General features: G+C 56.1%; 12 protein-coding genes, 1 tRNA gene and 1 pseudogene. 6 read left to right on the top strand and 8 right to left on the bottom strand.

Annotated elements, in window-relative coordinates:
* Positions 1 to 249: 249 nt before the first annotated feature.
* From JX360_RS15925 to JX360_RS15940, 4 genes and pseudogenes are all read right to left on the bottom strand, one after another.
* Positions 250 to 519, bottom strand: a pseudogene (locus tag JX360_RS15925) (glyoxalase superfamily protein); the annotation flags it as partial.
* Positions 520 to 657: 138 nt separating this feature from the next.
* Positions 658 to 2418 carry an ABC transporter substrate-binding protein gene (locus JX360_RS15930; RefSeq protein ID WP_244352913.1) on the bottom strand — a complete coding sequence of 587 codons (1761 nt, stop codon included), beginning with the start codon at positions 2416 to 2418 and terminating at the stop codon, positions 658 to 660.
* A 48-nt stretch (positions 2419 to 2466) separates the two neighbouring features.
* Positions 2467 to 2943: a 2-C-methyl-D-erythritol 2,4-cyclodiphosphate synthase gene (ispF, locus tag JX360_RS15935; protein ID WP_244352915.1), complete on the bottom strand. Its 477-nt coding sequence runs from the start codon at positions 2941 to 2943 to the stop codon at positions 2467 to 2469.
* Positions 2921 to 3244, bottom strand: a complete 324-nt coding sequence (locus JX360_RS15940) for a TIGR02450 family Trp-rich protein (protein WP_244352917.1) — start codon at positions 3242 to 3244, stop codon at positions 2921 to 2923. The genes ispF and JX360_RS15940 overlap by 23 nt, the downstream gene beginning before the upstream one ends.
* Positions 3245 to 3485: 241 nt before the next feature.
* On the opposite strand from JX360_RS15940, the gene JX360_RS15945 reads away from it, so the two are divergent.
* Positions 3486 to 3866: a hypothetical protein gene (locus JX360_RS15945; RefSeq protein WP_244352919.1), complete on the top strand. Its 381-nt coding sequence runs from the start codon at positions 3486 to 3488 to the stop codon at positions 3864 to 3866.
* A gap of 51 nt (positions 3867 to 3917) precedes the next feature.
* Here the strand turns inward: JX360_RS15945 and JX360_RS15950 are convergent, their stop codons facing one another.
* Entirely contained in the window at positions 3918 to 5036 is a 1119-nt protein-coding gene (locus JX360_RS15950; protein WP_244352921.1) for a methyl-accepting chemotaxis protein, read from the bottom strand.
* 191 nt (positions 5037 to 5227) lie between these two features.
* Positions 5228 to 6439 carry an HD domain-containing phosphohydrolase gene (locus JX360_RS15955; protein ID WP_244352922.1) on the bottom strand — a complete coding sequence of 404 codons (1212 nt, stop codon included), beginning with the start codon at positions 6437 to 6439 and terminating at the stop codon, positions 5228 to 5230.
* A gap of 247 nt (positions 6440 to 6686) precedes the next feature.
* Between JX360_RS15955 and pth the strand changes: the two genes are divergently transcribed.
* A complete protein-coding gene (gene pth, locus JX360_RS15960) occupies positions 6687 to 7310 on the top strand; it encodes an aminoacyl-tRNA hydrolase (protein ID WP_244352923.1) in 624 nt (207 codons plus the stop codon).
* A 64-nt stretch (positions 7311 to 7374) separates the two neighbouring features.
* Here pth and JX360_RS15965 read toward each other — a convergent pair.
* Positions 7375 to 7459 (bottom strand) — tRNA-Ser (locus JX360_RS15965).
* Between the two features lie 210 nt (positions 7460 to 7669).
* On the opposite strand from JX360_RS15965, the gene JX360_RS15970 reads away from it, so the two are divergent.
* Positions 7670 to 8149, top strand: a complete 480-nt coding sequence (locus JX360_RS15970) for a tellurite resistance TerB family protein (protein ID WP_244352924.1) — start codon at positions 7670 to 7672, stop codon at positions 8147 to 8149.
* On the opposite strand, the gene JX360_RS15975 is transcribed toward JX360_RS15970, so the two are convergent.
* Positions 8130 to 8582, bottom strand: a complete 453-nt coding sequence (locus JX360_RS15975; protein ID WP_244352925.1) for a tetratricopeptide repeat protein — start codon at positions 8580 to 8582, stop codon at positions 8130 to 8132. The two genes, JX360_RS15970 and JX360_RS15975, sit on opposite strands and share 20 nt — an antisense overlap.
* A gap of 284 nt (positions 8583 to 8866) precedes the next feature.
* Between JX360_RS15975 and JX360_RS15980 the strand changes: the two genes are divergently transcribed.
* The 3 genes from JX360_RS15980 to JX360_RS15990 all read left to right on the top strand — a co-directional run bounded on the left by JX360_RS15980 (position 8867) and on the right by JX360_RS15990 (position 13786).
* Entirely contained in the window at positions 8867 to 9499 is a 633-nt protein-coding gene (locus JX360_RS15980) for a DUF4384 domain-containing protein (protein ID WP_244352926.1), read from the top strand.
* A 127-nt stretch (positions 9500 to 9626) separates the two neighbouring features.
* On the top strand, positions 9627 to 10022 hold the full coding sequence (locus tag JX360_RS15985; protein WP_244352927.1) for a DUF4346 domain-containing protein: 396 nt from the start codon (positions 9627 to 9629) through the stop codon (positions 10020 to 10022).
* A 119-nt stretch (positions 10023 to 10141) separates the two neighbouring features.
* The gene (locus JX360_RS15990; RefSeq protein WP_244352928.1) at positions 10142 to 13786 is read left to right on the top strand and encodes a tetratricopeptide repeat protein; all 3645 of its coding nucleotides are present in this window, start codon (positions 10142 to 10144) and stop codon (positions 13784 to 13786) included.
* Positions 13787 to 14053 lie beyond the last annotated feature (267 nt).

Here is a 14053-nt window from a genome sequence, read left to right on the forward strand (position 1 = left end):
AACATCTTGCGTAGAGGGTTGCGTACCGTGGGGCACACGGGAACGGGGTTGCTAGACAACCGAAACGCTTGGGGAGAGACGACCTCTACGGGTTCCCACTCCGGTGGGGAGCAGCAAGTTGGCTCGTCGTCCTCCGGACGACCCGGAGGGTCATAGAACCAAGAATCCCACGTCTTTAGGCGTGTGGAGTGTCAAGCCTGCCCGCAACAGTTCGCTGACACGGGATCCTGAGCGGGCTTCCGGATTCGGTCAAATCGGAATAATTTCCTCCTCCAGTACCTGACCAAAGCGAAGGCGATTGCCATCGGGATCCCGTAGATGAATTTCCCGCACCCCCCAGGGTTGGGTGATGGGGCCGAGATCGATCGGGGCACCCCGGCCTCTAAACTCTCGGGCCAAGGGATCCACTTCGGAGACGTAGATGTAAATCAAGGCACCAAAAGCACTCTCGGGATGTTCCGTGAGAAACAAGCGAATCGGGCCCCGACCCACCAACAGCAAGCGGGGGAAACCGGGTTCAAATTGGTGCTCTCATTCCTGAGAAAACCCGAGGATCCCGCAATAAAATTCACGACTGAGTTCCGCCTGTCGAATTTGGATGACGGGGACACAACTCAACAACTCCGAAGGCGCTTCCATGTCCTACCCCGCGAAACGCTATTCCTGAATATAGAGTTGATCCAAATTCCACAAGGGCCCCAGAATCGGGCGTGGATCCACCCCTTCGATGCGATTCCGTACTGCCGAAAGCACCAAGGGGTTAAACGTACCAATTTGCGGGAGTTGTTCCTGGATGATGATCTGGAAACGGTCGTAGAGGGCCTTGCGCTTTTCAAAATCCAATTCCCGCACCCCTTCAATAAAAATGCGGTCAATTTCCCGTTCCCAATCAGAGACCTCCACACCCTCTGCCGGATTATTGGGCAGATTGCCCAAGTTAAACAGGTGCAGACGGCCATCGCTCCGCCAAATATTGGAGCCATTGTTCGGTTCGGTACCGCCTCCACCAAACCCCAACAACAGCGTTTCCCAATCGCGGGTATCGGTACGTTGAACCAGGGTGTTGAAGGCAATCGGGCTAAAGTCCACCGTGATGCCGATGCGGGCCAGATCCGCCATGATCAGGGATCCGGTTGCCTCCCGCTGGTTGTTACCGGCATTGGTGATCAGGCTAAAGCGCACGCGATTGCCCTCGGGATCCCGGAGATGGCTCTCGTTGTCGTAGGTGTAGCCCGCCTGCAGCAGCAGTTGCCGAGCCTTGTCGGGGTTGTACTCATAGGTGGGCAGTCCCTCTTCTGGGCTGAGATAAAAAGGACTGGCTGGGGAGAACACTGAGTGCTGGATCTCTCCCAACCCTTGCAACACGCTATCCACGTAGAATTGCCGGTTCATGGCATGGGCCACGGCTTTGCGAAAGTTCAGGTCATTAAACCAACGACTTTTAATCGGATCCACAAAGGGTCGCCCAGTTTGAGGGTTCCGGGCTCGGCTGAGGTTAAAGGCAAAAAAGTTGTTGTTCAGGGTTTGGCCCAGGTCATAGATGGTGAATTGATCCCGTTCTTCCTCCCGTTTCAGCAGTTGAAAATCGCCACCCCGAACCGCCACCAGATCCGTCTCGCGGGAGCGAAACTGGAGCAGCGCTGTATCTTCCGAATCGACAATGCGCAGGATCAATCGCTCGATGCGTGGGATCCCTTCCCCCTTCCAGTAATAGGGATTGGGCCGATAGACCAGCCGCTGCCCAGGGGTGTATTCCTGCAACAGGTAGGGGCCGGCCCCTACTAGCTCTTGTACTGGCGTATCAATCCCCCAAGTTTGCAAAAAGAGGGGATTCCCCTGACTATCCACCTGCTCGACGGTGGGCTCCAGAATGTGTTTGGGCAAAATTGGGGATCCCGCCTGAATCAGAAAAGGGGCAAAAGGCTCTGGCAGGACAAATTCCACTCGCCGCTCATCCAAGGCCCGCACCTGGGGCAATGCCCCCGACTCGCCAATCCGCTTCACATCCCGCGAGGAAGTGGGGATCCGCTCATCGAAAATGATGCGATTAAACGTGAAGTCTACATCGGCTGCTGTCAGAGGTTCCCCATCCGACCAACGCAACCCTTCCCGTAGGGTAAAGACATACCGCAAGCCATTGTCGAACACTTCCCAGCCTTCCGCCAGCTGGGGTTTGGGCAAGAGGGTGTCTTCGTCAAGGGTAACCAGTCCATCTTCAAAATAGGTGATGGCATCACGGCTAGAGCTTTCGGCGGCCAAGTAGGTGTTGAAGGTTTTCGGATCGGAGGTGACCGTACCGATTAAGTGGGGCCGTGTTGGAGCCGCACAACCACTCAGCCAGAGAATCCCCAACCCAAGGAGCACCACCCAGACCATCCCGCCCCGTATGGGTTGGGTTCTGCATTCCACAACCGCCATCCGTTTGTCCCCAACTTTATGCTGGGCCTCTAGTTTGGCATGAACCCCCTAGGTGGCGGCCAGCAACAAAGCCACGGCAAAAGCCGCAATCGCCTGACCTTCTCCCACAGGGCCCAATTTTTCGTTGGTGGTTGCCTTCACCCCCACCTGCTGGGGTGAGATCTGCATGGCCTCCGCCAAACGGGCCTGCATCTTGGGGATATGAGGCTTGAGTTTCGGTTGCTCGGCCACCACCACCGTGTCGATATTGCCGATTTGCCAGCCCTCTTTCCCCACCAACTGCACCACCTGCTGCAAGAGCAGAATACTATCCGCCCCTTTCCACTGCTCATCTTCGGGAGGGAAGTAATAGCCAATATCCCGCAAGGCTGCTGCCCCCAAGAGGGCATCCATAATCGCGTGGGTGAGCACATCGGCATCGCTATGGCCCAGCAAGCCCCGCTTGTAAGGGATCGGGATCCCACCCAGGATCAAAGGACGATCCGGTACTAACCGATGAATGTCATATCCCTGACCAATCCGCACCGCCTTCCGCCTCCTCTGTGGGGTTGTGTTCAGGATACTCTGGCCCACAGGGGATCCCATCCTGCAGGGGTGTCCAGCCCGCTTGCCAGAGTTGACGATTTTTCAGGGCGGAGGCATTCACCCAAATGCGCACCTGGGGATCACAAACCGCCTCAAGCTCAGCAAACACCAGCCCGCCATCCCCCTGCTGACGTGCTTTCACCTGAAAGTGTCGCCAACCCAGCACAGGGCGTACTGAAGTCCATTTGGAGCCCAGCAGATGAGGAAAACGCTGTTTATGGCGGGATTTTTGACGAGCCATAGGATGGAATCAGCAGACTAGGCCACGGTTTTTCCCGGCGACATTAACTACAGCCAATACAGACTCATCTCTTGCGTAGCAAGGATCCTGCTCAGCCTCAAGTCGGACAGGAAGTCGGAAAAAGCTGGAAGCCTTCCACTATGATCTCAAATATGATCAAGATGATCAGAATATGATCAAGTGATCAAGGAGTCTAGTCTTCACTCCACCAGCCTATCCAACTATGGGGCAATCCTTGCAAATGCGTCGGGTTTCTTTCTTTGGGCGGATCTGGGCAGCGGGTCTTGTGCTTCTGTTCATGGCTTGCTTTGTTTTGGCAACGGGCTTGCCGATGTTGGCGGCTCCAGGCCCGATATTATCGGGTAAACTCACCGGGCCAGAGTGGTTACAGGCGGATCCTGAGGCCAAGCAAGCGTTTTGCCGCAAAGCCTTTCAAACTTTTCGCGCTTCTCCTTCCCAAAGCTACATCATCAGCTCCAATGTGCAGGCACTCACTCCAGAAGGCTTGTGTCAGCGATTGGATCAGTTTTACCAGTACGCCATCAACGACGAAATCCCCATCAATCAAGCGGCCAATATCGCCCCATTGCTGTTTTCAGACCTACCCCTAGAGCAGCCGTAACCGAATCGGTGTGAAATAACGAAGTGCTTTTTTCGAAGTGCTTTTTTTAAGTTAGGTCTGGGTCTGTTCCAATAGGGCTTGCAACTGCTCCAGGGCCGACTGGGCCGATTGGGCCTTCTGGTAGAGGGATTGCACCACTTCAGAGCTGGTCTGGGCAGATTGTAAGGTGGATTGGCTCTTGCGCTGAATCCGCTCCGCTAGGCTGCGAATGCGGTTACTCGCCTCGGTGGTACGCCCTGCCAATTTACGAATTTCCTGGGCAATGGCCCCAAACCCACCGACACTGCTGCTGCTACGGTTGGCCTCTACCGCGGCGTTGAAGGAGAGCAAGCGGATATACCCCGCCACTTCCACAATCAAATCGACGATGGTGCCAATCTCTTTCAGCTCACGGGATAACTCTTGGCTGCTGGCGGTGATTTCTCCGATGAGGCTGCGTACCGCTTCTACCCCCCTAAAGGTGGCGGCAAAGGTGGATTGGCCTTGTTCGGAGAGCACCGCACCAATTTCAAGAATGCGGGCGTTGAGACGGGCCAGTTCTTCCGAACGCTCCTGAGCTTGGCGACGTTCCACCTCTAGGGCCAGGTTTTGGCTGAGGATCTCGGCTTTTTGCCGTTCCAAATCTTGGGCATATTGCAAGCTACGGTTCTTTTCCTGTTCCAGAGCTACCAACACCGACCGCATTGCCTCCTGCTGCTCCCGCAACTTTTGTTGGGTAGCCAAATGCACCTGTGCCTGGGCAACCAGTAAGACGGGAACATCCAAAAGGCGGTATTCACGGGATCCCAGTTGCACAACGACAGGGTCATAGATGGTTTCTTCCGGCCTTTGGAAAGCCCGACCAGCTGCCTCGATCACATCGCTGTCTCCAGGCAGCAGCAAAAACCCCCGCTGATGAAACTCCACCATGGAGCTAATCGGTCGCTTCAGAAAAACATCCAACCCATAGGGCTTGCTGAGCATCCACTCCAAAATGGCGCGGCGAGTTAACATCCCCTGTACCTGCGATCGGTCATCCACTACAATCACCCCACAAAGTGTATTGTCATCCTCCAGACGACGGACAACGTTTTCACAAGGGGTAGACTCGCTCACCTGAAAGTCAATCAACGTCAGATCACGCAGCTTGGCATTGACAGACAGAGTCGGGGGATTGGTCAGGGCGGCCATTGCAGGGATCCTCTGCATGTACAGGGTAAAAATGTGTAGAGCAACACATTTGCAGGCCAGTCCAGTACGGACAAACCAACACTTTCAGTTTGCCTTGCAATGGAGCTGACTGACTACGACATTTGGCGGAAAAGACCCGATCGGATCCGTTCTGCAAAGCCCCTGAAAAAAGGAATAAAGGAATAAGGTTCTCAGCTATGCTCTTGGTAGCGGTGGTAGATCTCCAGAATTTCGCTGCGGCCTCGGTCAAAGGCAGCCACCACTTGTGGATCAAAATGGGTGCCCGTGCTTTCTTGCACCAAGCGAAAAATATCTGTCAGATCCCAGGCTTCTTTGTAGGGGCGGCGACTGGCTAATGCATCGAATACATCGGCTAGGGCAACAATCCGTCCCTCCAAGGGAATCTGCTCTCCCTTCAACCCACGTGGATAGCCGCTACCATCAAATTTTTCATGGTGGGTGAGGGCGATAGTAGCACTCTTTTTCATCAATTCCGAATCAGATTTGCTGAGAATTTCGTAGCCAATTTCCGGATGTCGGTTCATGATCAGCCGTTCTTCAGGGGTAAAGCGACCGGGTTTTAACAGGATGGCATCCGGGATCCCAATTTTGCCGACATCGTGCATGGGGCTGGCGTAGAAAATCAGCTCTTGTTCACGGCTAGATAACCCCAAATGTTTGGCAATGATACGGGAGTAGTTGCTCATCCGCTTCAGGTGAAGAGAGGTATCTTGATCCCGGTATTCCGCCGCTAGGGACAAACAGAAGATGGTTTCGAAGTGAGCGGATTTGAGTTCTTCCCGCAATTGCACGTTTTGATAGGCGACCGCCGCCTGAGAGGCCAAAGATTCCGCCACGCTCGCCTCCAAAGCGGAAAAGGGTTGGCTCCATTCCGCCACCTGGCTGGGATCCAATCGGGTAGGGCGCTGCGGTTGCAGGCGGTTCAACAGTTGTAGGGCGCCCATCACCTGCCCTGAGGGATCCCGCATCGGTACAGTCAACAGAGAGCGGGTACGGTAGCCGGTTTGTTGATCCACCTGACGGTTAAAGGCATAAGGCAAATCGGGGGACAAGTCGTAAACATCGGCCAAATTCAGGCTCTCCCCCGTCAGCACCACGTACCCAGCAATGCTGGAAGGGCTCAAGGGCATCCGCAGATCCCGCAGATCTTCATTGCGGCTGACCACGAAAAAGCGCAGTTCTTCTCCCTCGCGGATGAAAATGCTACCGCCATCACAATGGGTCAATTCTTTGGCTTGTGCAACGATCAGCTCCAGCAGCCGCCCCAGATCCGTCTCGGAAGAGAGGGCTATGCCCACTTGGATCAGGCGATGGCTCATTTGCAAGGCTTCATCCGCTGCCCCATCGCCATGGACGGGTAGGGTGGCTGGCAAGCTGGGCATGGCTAGTCCTCCGGTCAGAATCGGTTCACAATAGAACGGCGAGGGTTCTAATGGATGGCAGGCATGAAGCAGGGATCCCGTCCGTCAGTCAACGCAGATCCGTTTGGTCTCTGCAGTGGCACAGAGCAACAAGAGCAATATCAAGAGCAATATAAGTTACACTGATGCCCCACTTTAGCCCGAAGGCGCAAGAAAATCTGTGACTCAGGTCAATCCCACTGCTATGAATTCTTCTACGAGTTCTTCAATGAATTCGGTTGCCCCGCAGCTCATTGTTGGCTTGGGCAATCCTGGCCCTCAATATGCAGACACGCGCCACAATTGCGGCTTCATGCTGGTGGATCGGCTGGCACAACGCTGGGGGATCCCGTTGGCTACGGAAAAGCGATTTCAAGGAACTTATGGCGAAGGGTTTGCTCTGGGGGGAAAGCGACGCCTACTCAAACCCGAAACCTATATGAATCGTTCGGGCCAGTCGGTCAGAGCGGTCTTGGATTGGTACAAGTTGGATCCCGGCTCGGTGCTGATTCTGTACGACGATATGGATCTACCCTTGGGGCGCTTGCGTCTACGGGGATCCGGTTCTGCCGGAGGGCACAATGGCATGAAATCCCTAATTCAACATTTGGGGGGAGAGTCCTTCCCCCGTCTGCGCTTGGGAGTCGGCAAACCCAAAGGCTCGAAAGATGTTGTCGGACATGTGCTGGGTGGGTTTACCCCACAGGAGAAGGAGGTATTGGAGGCGGTGTTGAATACGGCTGTTGAAGCTGTAGAGTGCTGCCTACGAGAGGGGTTACCTACAGCGATGAACCGTTTCAATCCTATGGATCTTGGGGTCGCTCTCTCGCAAGCGGAGATCCCTCCGGAATAGGGACTGATCAGCTTGAGGGGGATCCCGTGCAGTGCTTGGGCCGGGATCCCGTCTCTGGGTTGAACGGAGAGGGTGGGATTCGAACCCACGGTGGCGTGAACCACGACAGTTTTCAAGACTGCTTCCTTAAACCGCTCGGACACCTCTCCAAGGCTGTTCGGAACAGACCACGTATGAAATTTCTAGCAACCGTAGACGCTCGGTCTTCTATCGTAGGCTGAAAGGCCCACCCTGTGCCAGAGCCAATCTGATCAGTCGCACGGAGTCTTCAGAAGCCAGACACCACCAGACACCAAATTTAATGAGCACCGGCAGGGATCCCCTCCTACACTGGCAGGTGAGCTTTTCAGGAGGATGCAATGCCCATTCCCCCCCCGCCCGGCATTACCCCCAAGCAAATGAATCTCTTACGAGCTGTCACCGCGATGGCGTGGTCAGATGGTGCCCTAGAGGTTGCCGAAGTGGAACTGATGGCCCAGCAACTGTCGCAGCATTTCGCTTCGGATCCCAGTCAGCAGGCTAGCCTAGCCAAACAAATCCGGGAGTACTTTGTGCAGCGGATCCCGTTGGATGAGATTTTGCCCCAGATCAGCGATGAGGCCGAAAAGCGCTTGATCCTTAAGCTGGGCTACCTGGTGATCGCTGCCAGCGCCCGTAGCCCGGAAGAACCCCTAGTCAATTTAGAAGAATTGGAAGCCTTTCAGCAGTTGGTGGCTAAGCTCCAACTCCCTCCCGAGGTGGTAAAGCAGATCTCTCAAGAAGCAGAAAGTGAGCTAGGGGATCCCAGCATTGCTCCGATAGAGGCATTGGTGAAAGGGTTTACCGAACACTACGGTTAGATTCCGCTACAGAATCCTTTTGGTAATTGCGAATGGCTCGTTTCACCAAGTTGAGAAAGGCATAGGCTCGTTGGTCGGAAGGATCCAACCGCATCACCGCCTGAAAGGCTGCTTCCGCCTGCTGCAGGGTGGGGATATCCATCTGCCCGTCCATGTCCGCTTCCAACTGGGCTTTTTGTAAAAGAAGCGCCCCCCGGTTGTAGTGGGCTTCTCGGTGGTTGGGATCCACCGCCAAAACCTGCTCCAATTCCGCCAAGGCGGGATCCAGATAACCGCTCATGCCCAGTACCCAGGCTAATTTGTAGCGGGCTTCCGTGTGGGTGGGGTCGGAGGCGAGTGCCTGCCGAAACGCTTGCACAGCCCTCTCGAGATCCCCAGCTTGTACCGCCTGAATCCCTTCTTGGTAGCCTTCTGGGTGGATAGGTTCTGCCATGGATAAAACTCTCAATCAACTCCATCGGGAGTGGAGGGGATCCCTTGTATTTGCAGCTTAGCTTTTACAGGATGTCCTGTGACCCTGCCCCCATCGATTCGATTCAATAGCAGAACAGAGCAGAACAGTACTCCGCACCTGTGGCCAGCGGCTTTTCCCCTCTTGGGCTGCCATCTGCAGTATGGGAAACTACCCGAGCAGGCGATCTGAGATTGCGCGAAGCCTGAGTCTCGCCACCCCAGCCACTTCCTAAGATGAACCTAGCAATCGATCCGGTGTGGACCATGAACTGCAAACTTCTGTTTCTGCCACTGGCCCTGGGGTTGTCTGTGGCTCCCGCCACAGCCGTTTTCCCCCAAACCTTGGGCCTCTATCCCCCTCTGCAGCGGCTACAAGTGGCTGATACCCGTCAGTTGGATATTGGCACCCGCTCCATCATCGTCAACCCGGTGCCTTCCGATTTGAGTGTCAATCTGGAACTGGATCGGCGCGGATCCAATCCGATTTATCGTGCCGGTGAGCCGATTCGCATCAGTCTCAGCACCAACCGTGATGCCTATGTGTATCTGTTTAGCGTGCAGGCGGATGGCCGCATCAACTTGATCTTGCCCAACCGTCTATCGGGAGGAAACGAGTTTTTGCGGGCTGGAGAAGTCCGTACCTTTCCACCCCCAGGAGCCCGTTACCAGTTGACCATCGCGCCGCCTTTCGGTCAGGCCCAAGTGTTGGCAGTGGCAGCCCCTCGCCCTCTCAATATCCAGGAGATCGCTTCTTTTGAGCGGGGTGGACAGTTTGCCGATGTGCGCTTCCAGGGATCCCAATTTGCCGATGCCATTGCCCGCGCCATTGTGGTGGAAGAGATCCCTTCGAACCAGTGGGTGACCAGCACCAGGTTCTATCGGGTCGCGCCTCGCTAGCGGTTGAATCCGAGTCGGAATGGAGATACGGATGGGAGCCCGCTGAGGGAATTTAATCTGCCACAATGAAAACAGTGAAAAGTAATCTCGGTTACGTTTCACTGTCCTGTCTTTTGTCAGCCGCTTCATGCCTACTTCTTTCACGCCTTTGGTCGATCAAATTCGCAGCATTGATGAGCAGCTCTCTCGCCGACCGCTTGATCTGGATCCGGCGGGCTACTTCATCATCTACCTGGATCGGGAGCGGCACCTGATTTGTGCCAAGCACTTCAGTACCGTGATCAACGAACAGGGGTTGGCCACCGATCCGAAAACGGGAGCTGTGATCCCGGCGCGGGGTCCTGTGAATCGCTCTCCAGAGCGGGTTTTCGTTGGACGCACCGCGAAAGAATTGTGTGTACAGCTCTTTGAACAGGAAGGGGAGACGGTGGTTTCCCAACTGAGCCATGCCGCCTACTTGGGACGGGAATTTCAACGGGCGGAAGCGGCTCTCATTAACGGTAACGAATACATCCAAGACTAAATCAGAATCTCTACACGAACCTGCCCAAAAGCCCATTGGAAGCCCGCCAGACTGTGGCAGAATCGAGCCAGCTTGCACCAGCGTTGGCTTCGGCTATGGATGACAGCATCAAGGCGGGGATGGTTCTGAGGGGACGCTACCGCATTCTCAATCCCCTGGGGGAGGGAGGATTTGGTGTGACCTACAAAGCGGTGGATCAAGACACCTTCGATACCCCCTGTGTCGTCAAGCGCCTCCGCCCCCTTTCGACGGATCCTTACACCCTGGCCACAGCTCGCAAATTATTTGAGCGGGAAGCCAAAGTTCTCAATCAGCTCAACAACTTTGACCGCGTGCCGCGCCTGCTGGCTCACTTCGAGCAGAATCAAGATTTTTACTTGGTGCAGGAGTTTGTGGCTGGGCATGATCTCACCCACGAAATGCGCCCTGGCCGCCAGTTTAGCGAGGCGGAAGTCTTGCAACTGCTGCAGGATGTTTTGGACATTTTGCGCCATGTCCACGCCCACCAGATTGTACACCGCGACATTAAACCGGCCAACCTGATGCGGCGAGATGCCGACGGCAAGCTGGTGTTGATCGACTTTGGGGCGGTGAAGGAGGTGGGGATGTTGGTTAGCCATGCTCCTGGCCAAACCCAGCTGGCAACGGTGATCGGATCGGTGGGTTACATGTCAGCAGAGCAGCTGAACGGCAAACCCCAACCCTGCAGCGATATTTACTCGGTTGGGGTGCTGGCCATTCAAGCCCTCACCGGTCGTGCTCCCAATAAGCTCCGCGATGACCCTCGCACCGGTCAGTTGCTCTGGCGGGATCTGGTGCAGGTGAGCCCGGAGCTGGCGGATATTTTGGATCGCATGATTTGTCCCCGTTGGCAGGAGCGGTTTCAGTCGGCTGCCGAGGTCCTAGAGGCATTGCGCCCCCTTTTGCCTACCCACCATGAATCCCCCATTCCCGATGCTGGGGTGGATCAGTTTTTGGTGACCCGGTTACTGGCCCGGGGTCAAGATAAGGCCCGCCAAGGGGATCCCATGGGGGCGATTGCCGACTATACCCTGGCGATTCAACTGGATCCCAAAGATAGCCGCGCCTACAGTCAACGGGGGATTGCTCGTTACAAAGCTGGAGATCTAGCGGGGGCGATCGAAGACTATACGCAAGTGATCGAGCTAACGGGGGATGCCCGCGCCTACTTCAACCGGGGGATCGCCCGCTACCGTCTGGAGGACTACGAGGGATCCGTCGCCGACTATAGCCAAGCTCTCAGCTTCAACCCCCAATGGGCGGTAGCCTACTACAACCGTGGCAATGCCCACCGACAACTGAATCAGCAACAGGAAGCCATTGAGGATTATTCACGGGCGATTGAGCTGAATCCCGAAGATGCACGAGCCTATTTCAACCGCGGGGTGGTGCGGGGCAACTTGGGAGATTCGCGGGGGGCCGCCGCAGATTTTTCAGAGGTACTCAAACGGGATCCCCAGGATGTGGAAGCCTATTTCAACCGCGGGGTGGCGCGGGTCAACCTGTTGGATCTGGCGGGTGGCCTCGAAGACTATACGCAAATGCTGCGGTTGGATCCCCGGCAAAGCAAAGCCTACTATCACCGGGGTTTGGCTCGTCAGGGCTTGGGAGATTGGTCAGGAGCGGTGGAAGATTTTTCCCAGGCCATTGAACTAAGTGGGCAGGACCCTGCCAGTCAAGCCCACCTTTACCTGCATCGGGCCATCGCCCACATGGGCAGCCAAGCGCTGGAGTTGGTGTTGGCGGATTGTGGACGGGCCATTGAGCTGGACCCGGAGCTGGCGCGGGCCTATCTATACCGAGGTTTGGCTCGTCAGGGCTTGGGGGATCCCGCTGCTGCTTTGCAAGACTTCAACCGCACTTTGGAGCTGGATCCGCAGGAGGCGAAAGCGTTTTTGAATCGGGGCATTGCCCACCTGGATCTGGGCAACATCGAAGCTGCCCTGGCGGATTTTGACCAAGCCATTGCCCTGGATCCGGAAGATGCCACCGCCTATAGCAGTCGTGGACGGGTGCAGTTGCTTTTGGGGGATCCCGTTGCCGCTTTGCAAGACTACAGTGCTGCCCTAGAGCGGGATCCAGAAAATCCACAGCTTTACTTCAATCGGGGCAATGCCCACTTCGACCGGGAAGATTGGGGCGCGGCCCGTGAGGATTTTTCGCGGGTGCTACAGTTGGCCGCTCAGCCTGGGATCCCGCGGGGGCCGGAGTTACAGGTGCAGGCCCATTTCCGCCGGGGCATGGCCCTGCAACGACAAAGGGATTGGCAGGCAGCCCTGTGGGATTTTGACCAGGCACTGGAGCGGGATCCCCATTTGGGGTTGGCTTATCTGCAGCGGGGGCAGGTGCGCACGGCGCTAGGAGATGTGCAGGGAGCCACGCAAGACTACAACCGTGCTTTGGAACTGGGGGTGGAGCTGGGGCAGGCGCAAATTTATCGGGATCTGGCACGGGCACGGGCTGAGGCGGGGGATCTACAGGCCGCCTTGGCAGATTTGAATCAGGCCCTGCGATTGGAACCGGAGCTTGGGGAGCTTTACCTGGAAAGGGCGGAGCTGCATCAGCGTTTGGGCCAATGGCAGGAGGCGATTGCCGATTACGACACCGTTTTGCAGAAGGATCCTCAGGTATGGATGGCTTGGTTGGGGCGGGGCATCGCCCATCTGCAGGTGGGTAACTCCGCCTCCGGGATCCAGGATCTGAGCCAGGTTTTACAGCGGGATCCCGGCCATACGGAAGCTTTGTGGCGACGGGGGCAAGCGTTGCTCCAGTTGGGCCAATCTCAGGCAGCCCTACAGGATCTCAATCGTGCCCTGGGGCGGGATCCGCAGCACACAGCGGCAAGGATGGCCCGGGGTTCCTTATTGTTGCAAATAGGGCAGTATCCCGAAGCAGAATCTGATTTTGACCAAGTGATTCAGCAGCAGCCAGAGCATCTGGAAGCGCATCTGCAGCGGGGGCAAGTCCGCTATCACCGCCAAAACCCAGCCGGAGCCATTGCCGATCTGGATCGGGTACTGGAATGGGCCATCCCTGCGGACAAGAGGGAGTTGGAACTGTTAGTGCGCCAAGCCTTGTTGTACCGGGGGCTATCTCGACAACAGATGGGGGATTTGTCCGCAGCCCTCATGGATTTCACGGCGCTGATCCAACGCCAACCGGAGGCTTCCCAAGGATTTGCCCTACGAGCCACGATTCAACAGATGCTGGGGGATCAAGCAGCCGCACTAGAAGATTTGAATCAAGCCCTGAACTGCAATCGAGATTGGGGTATGGCCAGCGCTGCCCTTGCCTATCGCCAACGGGGGGATTTGCACCGTCAGGCCAACCACCTCGATCTGGCCATTGCCGACTACACCCAGGCCCTTGCCCTGCATCCGCAAGATGCACGCGCCCTCCTGAGCCGTGCCCTGCTCTGGGATCACCAGGGAGACTGTCGCCAAGCGATTGAGGACTACACCCAGCTGTTACCCCTGAACCTCACTGCCGAAGAGAGGCTCTGGGTGCTTAACAATCGAGGCTATGCCTATGCCCAAGTGGGTAATCTAACCGAGGCGATCCGCGACTATACGCAGGTGATCGAACGGGATCCCCACCAGGTCAAAGCCTACTTCAACCGCGCTTTGGCCCGCTCTGCCAGTGGGGATTGGGAGGGAGCCTGTCAGGATTTTCAAATGGGCCTGAAGCTGCAGGGTTATCAGGGACAGTTGGAACAGTTGTCCAAATCCAGTCAGACCCTGTAAGCACCTTGATCTCCACCTGCTCGTAGCCATGCAGCCTGTAGCACTAGCCACTATAGAGCGTGGAGTAGCAGCCTGCCTCTGCATTGAGCAACGGTGTGTGGGAGTATGTCAAACTCAGCCATTGACGCTCATCCCGCTAACGCTTCGCGTATCGTGCTATGCCTACGGCACCCTGTCGGGAACCGCACGACCCGGAGGGTCATGCCACTGCCCTTAAACACGCTTCACCACTGCTCTTACAGCATTCACTTTCACTTGGTCGCTTGC

This window comes from Thermostichus vulcanus str. 'Rupite', from assembly GCF_022848905.1.
In the GTDB taxonomy this organism is placed as follows: domain Bacteria; phylum Cyanobacteriota; class Cyanobacteriia; order Thermostichales; family Thermostichaceae; genus Thermostichus; species Thermostichus vulcanus_A.

Bases quoted from the DNA above. Each gene is read 5' to 3' on its own strand.
- JX360_RS15930 (WP_244352913.1), bottom strand. From the start codon at position 2,418: ATGGCGGTTGTGGAATGCAGAACCCAACCCATACGGGGCGGGATGGTC.
- JX360_RS15940 (WP_244352917.1), bottom strand. From the start codon at position 3,244: ATGGCTCGTCAAAAATCCCGCCATAAACAGCGTTTTCCTCATCTGCTG.
- JX360_RS15945 (WP_244352919.1), top strand. From the start codon at position 3,486: ATGCGTCGGGTTTCTTTCTTTGGGCGGATCTGGGCAGCGGGTCTTGTG.
- JX360_RS15950 (WP_244352921.1), bottom strand. From the start codon at position 5,036: ATGGCCGCCCTGACCAATCCCCCGACTCTGTCTGTCAATGCCAAGCTG.
- JX360_RS15955 (WP_244352922.1), bottom strand. From the start codon at position 6,439: ATGCCCAGCTTGCCAGCCACCCTACCCGTCCATGGCGATGGGGCAGCG.
- pth (WP_244352923.1), top strand. From the start codon at position 6,687: ATGAATTCGGTTGCCCCGCAGCTCATTGTTGGCTTGGGCAATCCTGGC.
- JX360_RS15970 (WP_244352924.1), top strand. From the start codon at position 7,670: ATGCCCATTCCCCCCCCGCCCGGCATTACCCCCAAGCAAATGAATCTC.
- JX360_RS15975 (WP_244352925.1), bottom strand. From the start codon at position 8,582: ATGGCAGAACCTATCCACCCAGAAGGCTACCAAGAAGGGATTCAGGCG.
- JX360_RS15980 (WP_244352926.1), top strand. From the start codon at position 8,867: ATGAACTGCAAACTTCTGTTTCTGCCACTGGCCCTGGGGTTGTCTGTG.
- JX360_RS15985 (WP_244352927.1), top strand. From the start codon at position 9,627: ATGCCTACTTCTTTCACGCCTTTGGTCGATCAAATTCGCAGCATTGAT.
- JX360_RS15990 (WP_244352928.1), top strand. From the start codon at position 10,142: ATGGTTCTGAGGGGACGCTACCGCATTCTCAATCCCCTGGGGGAGGGA.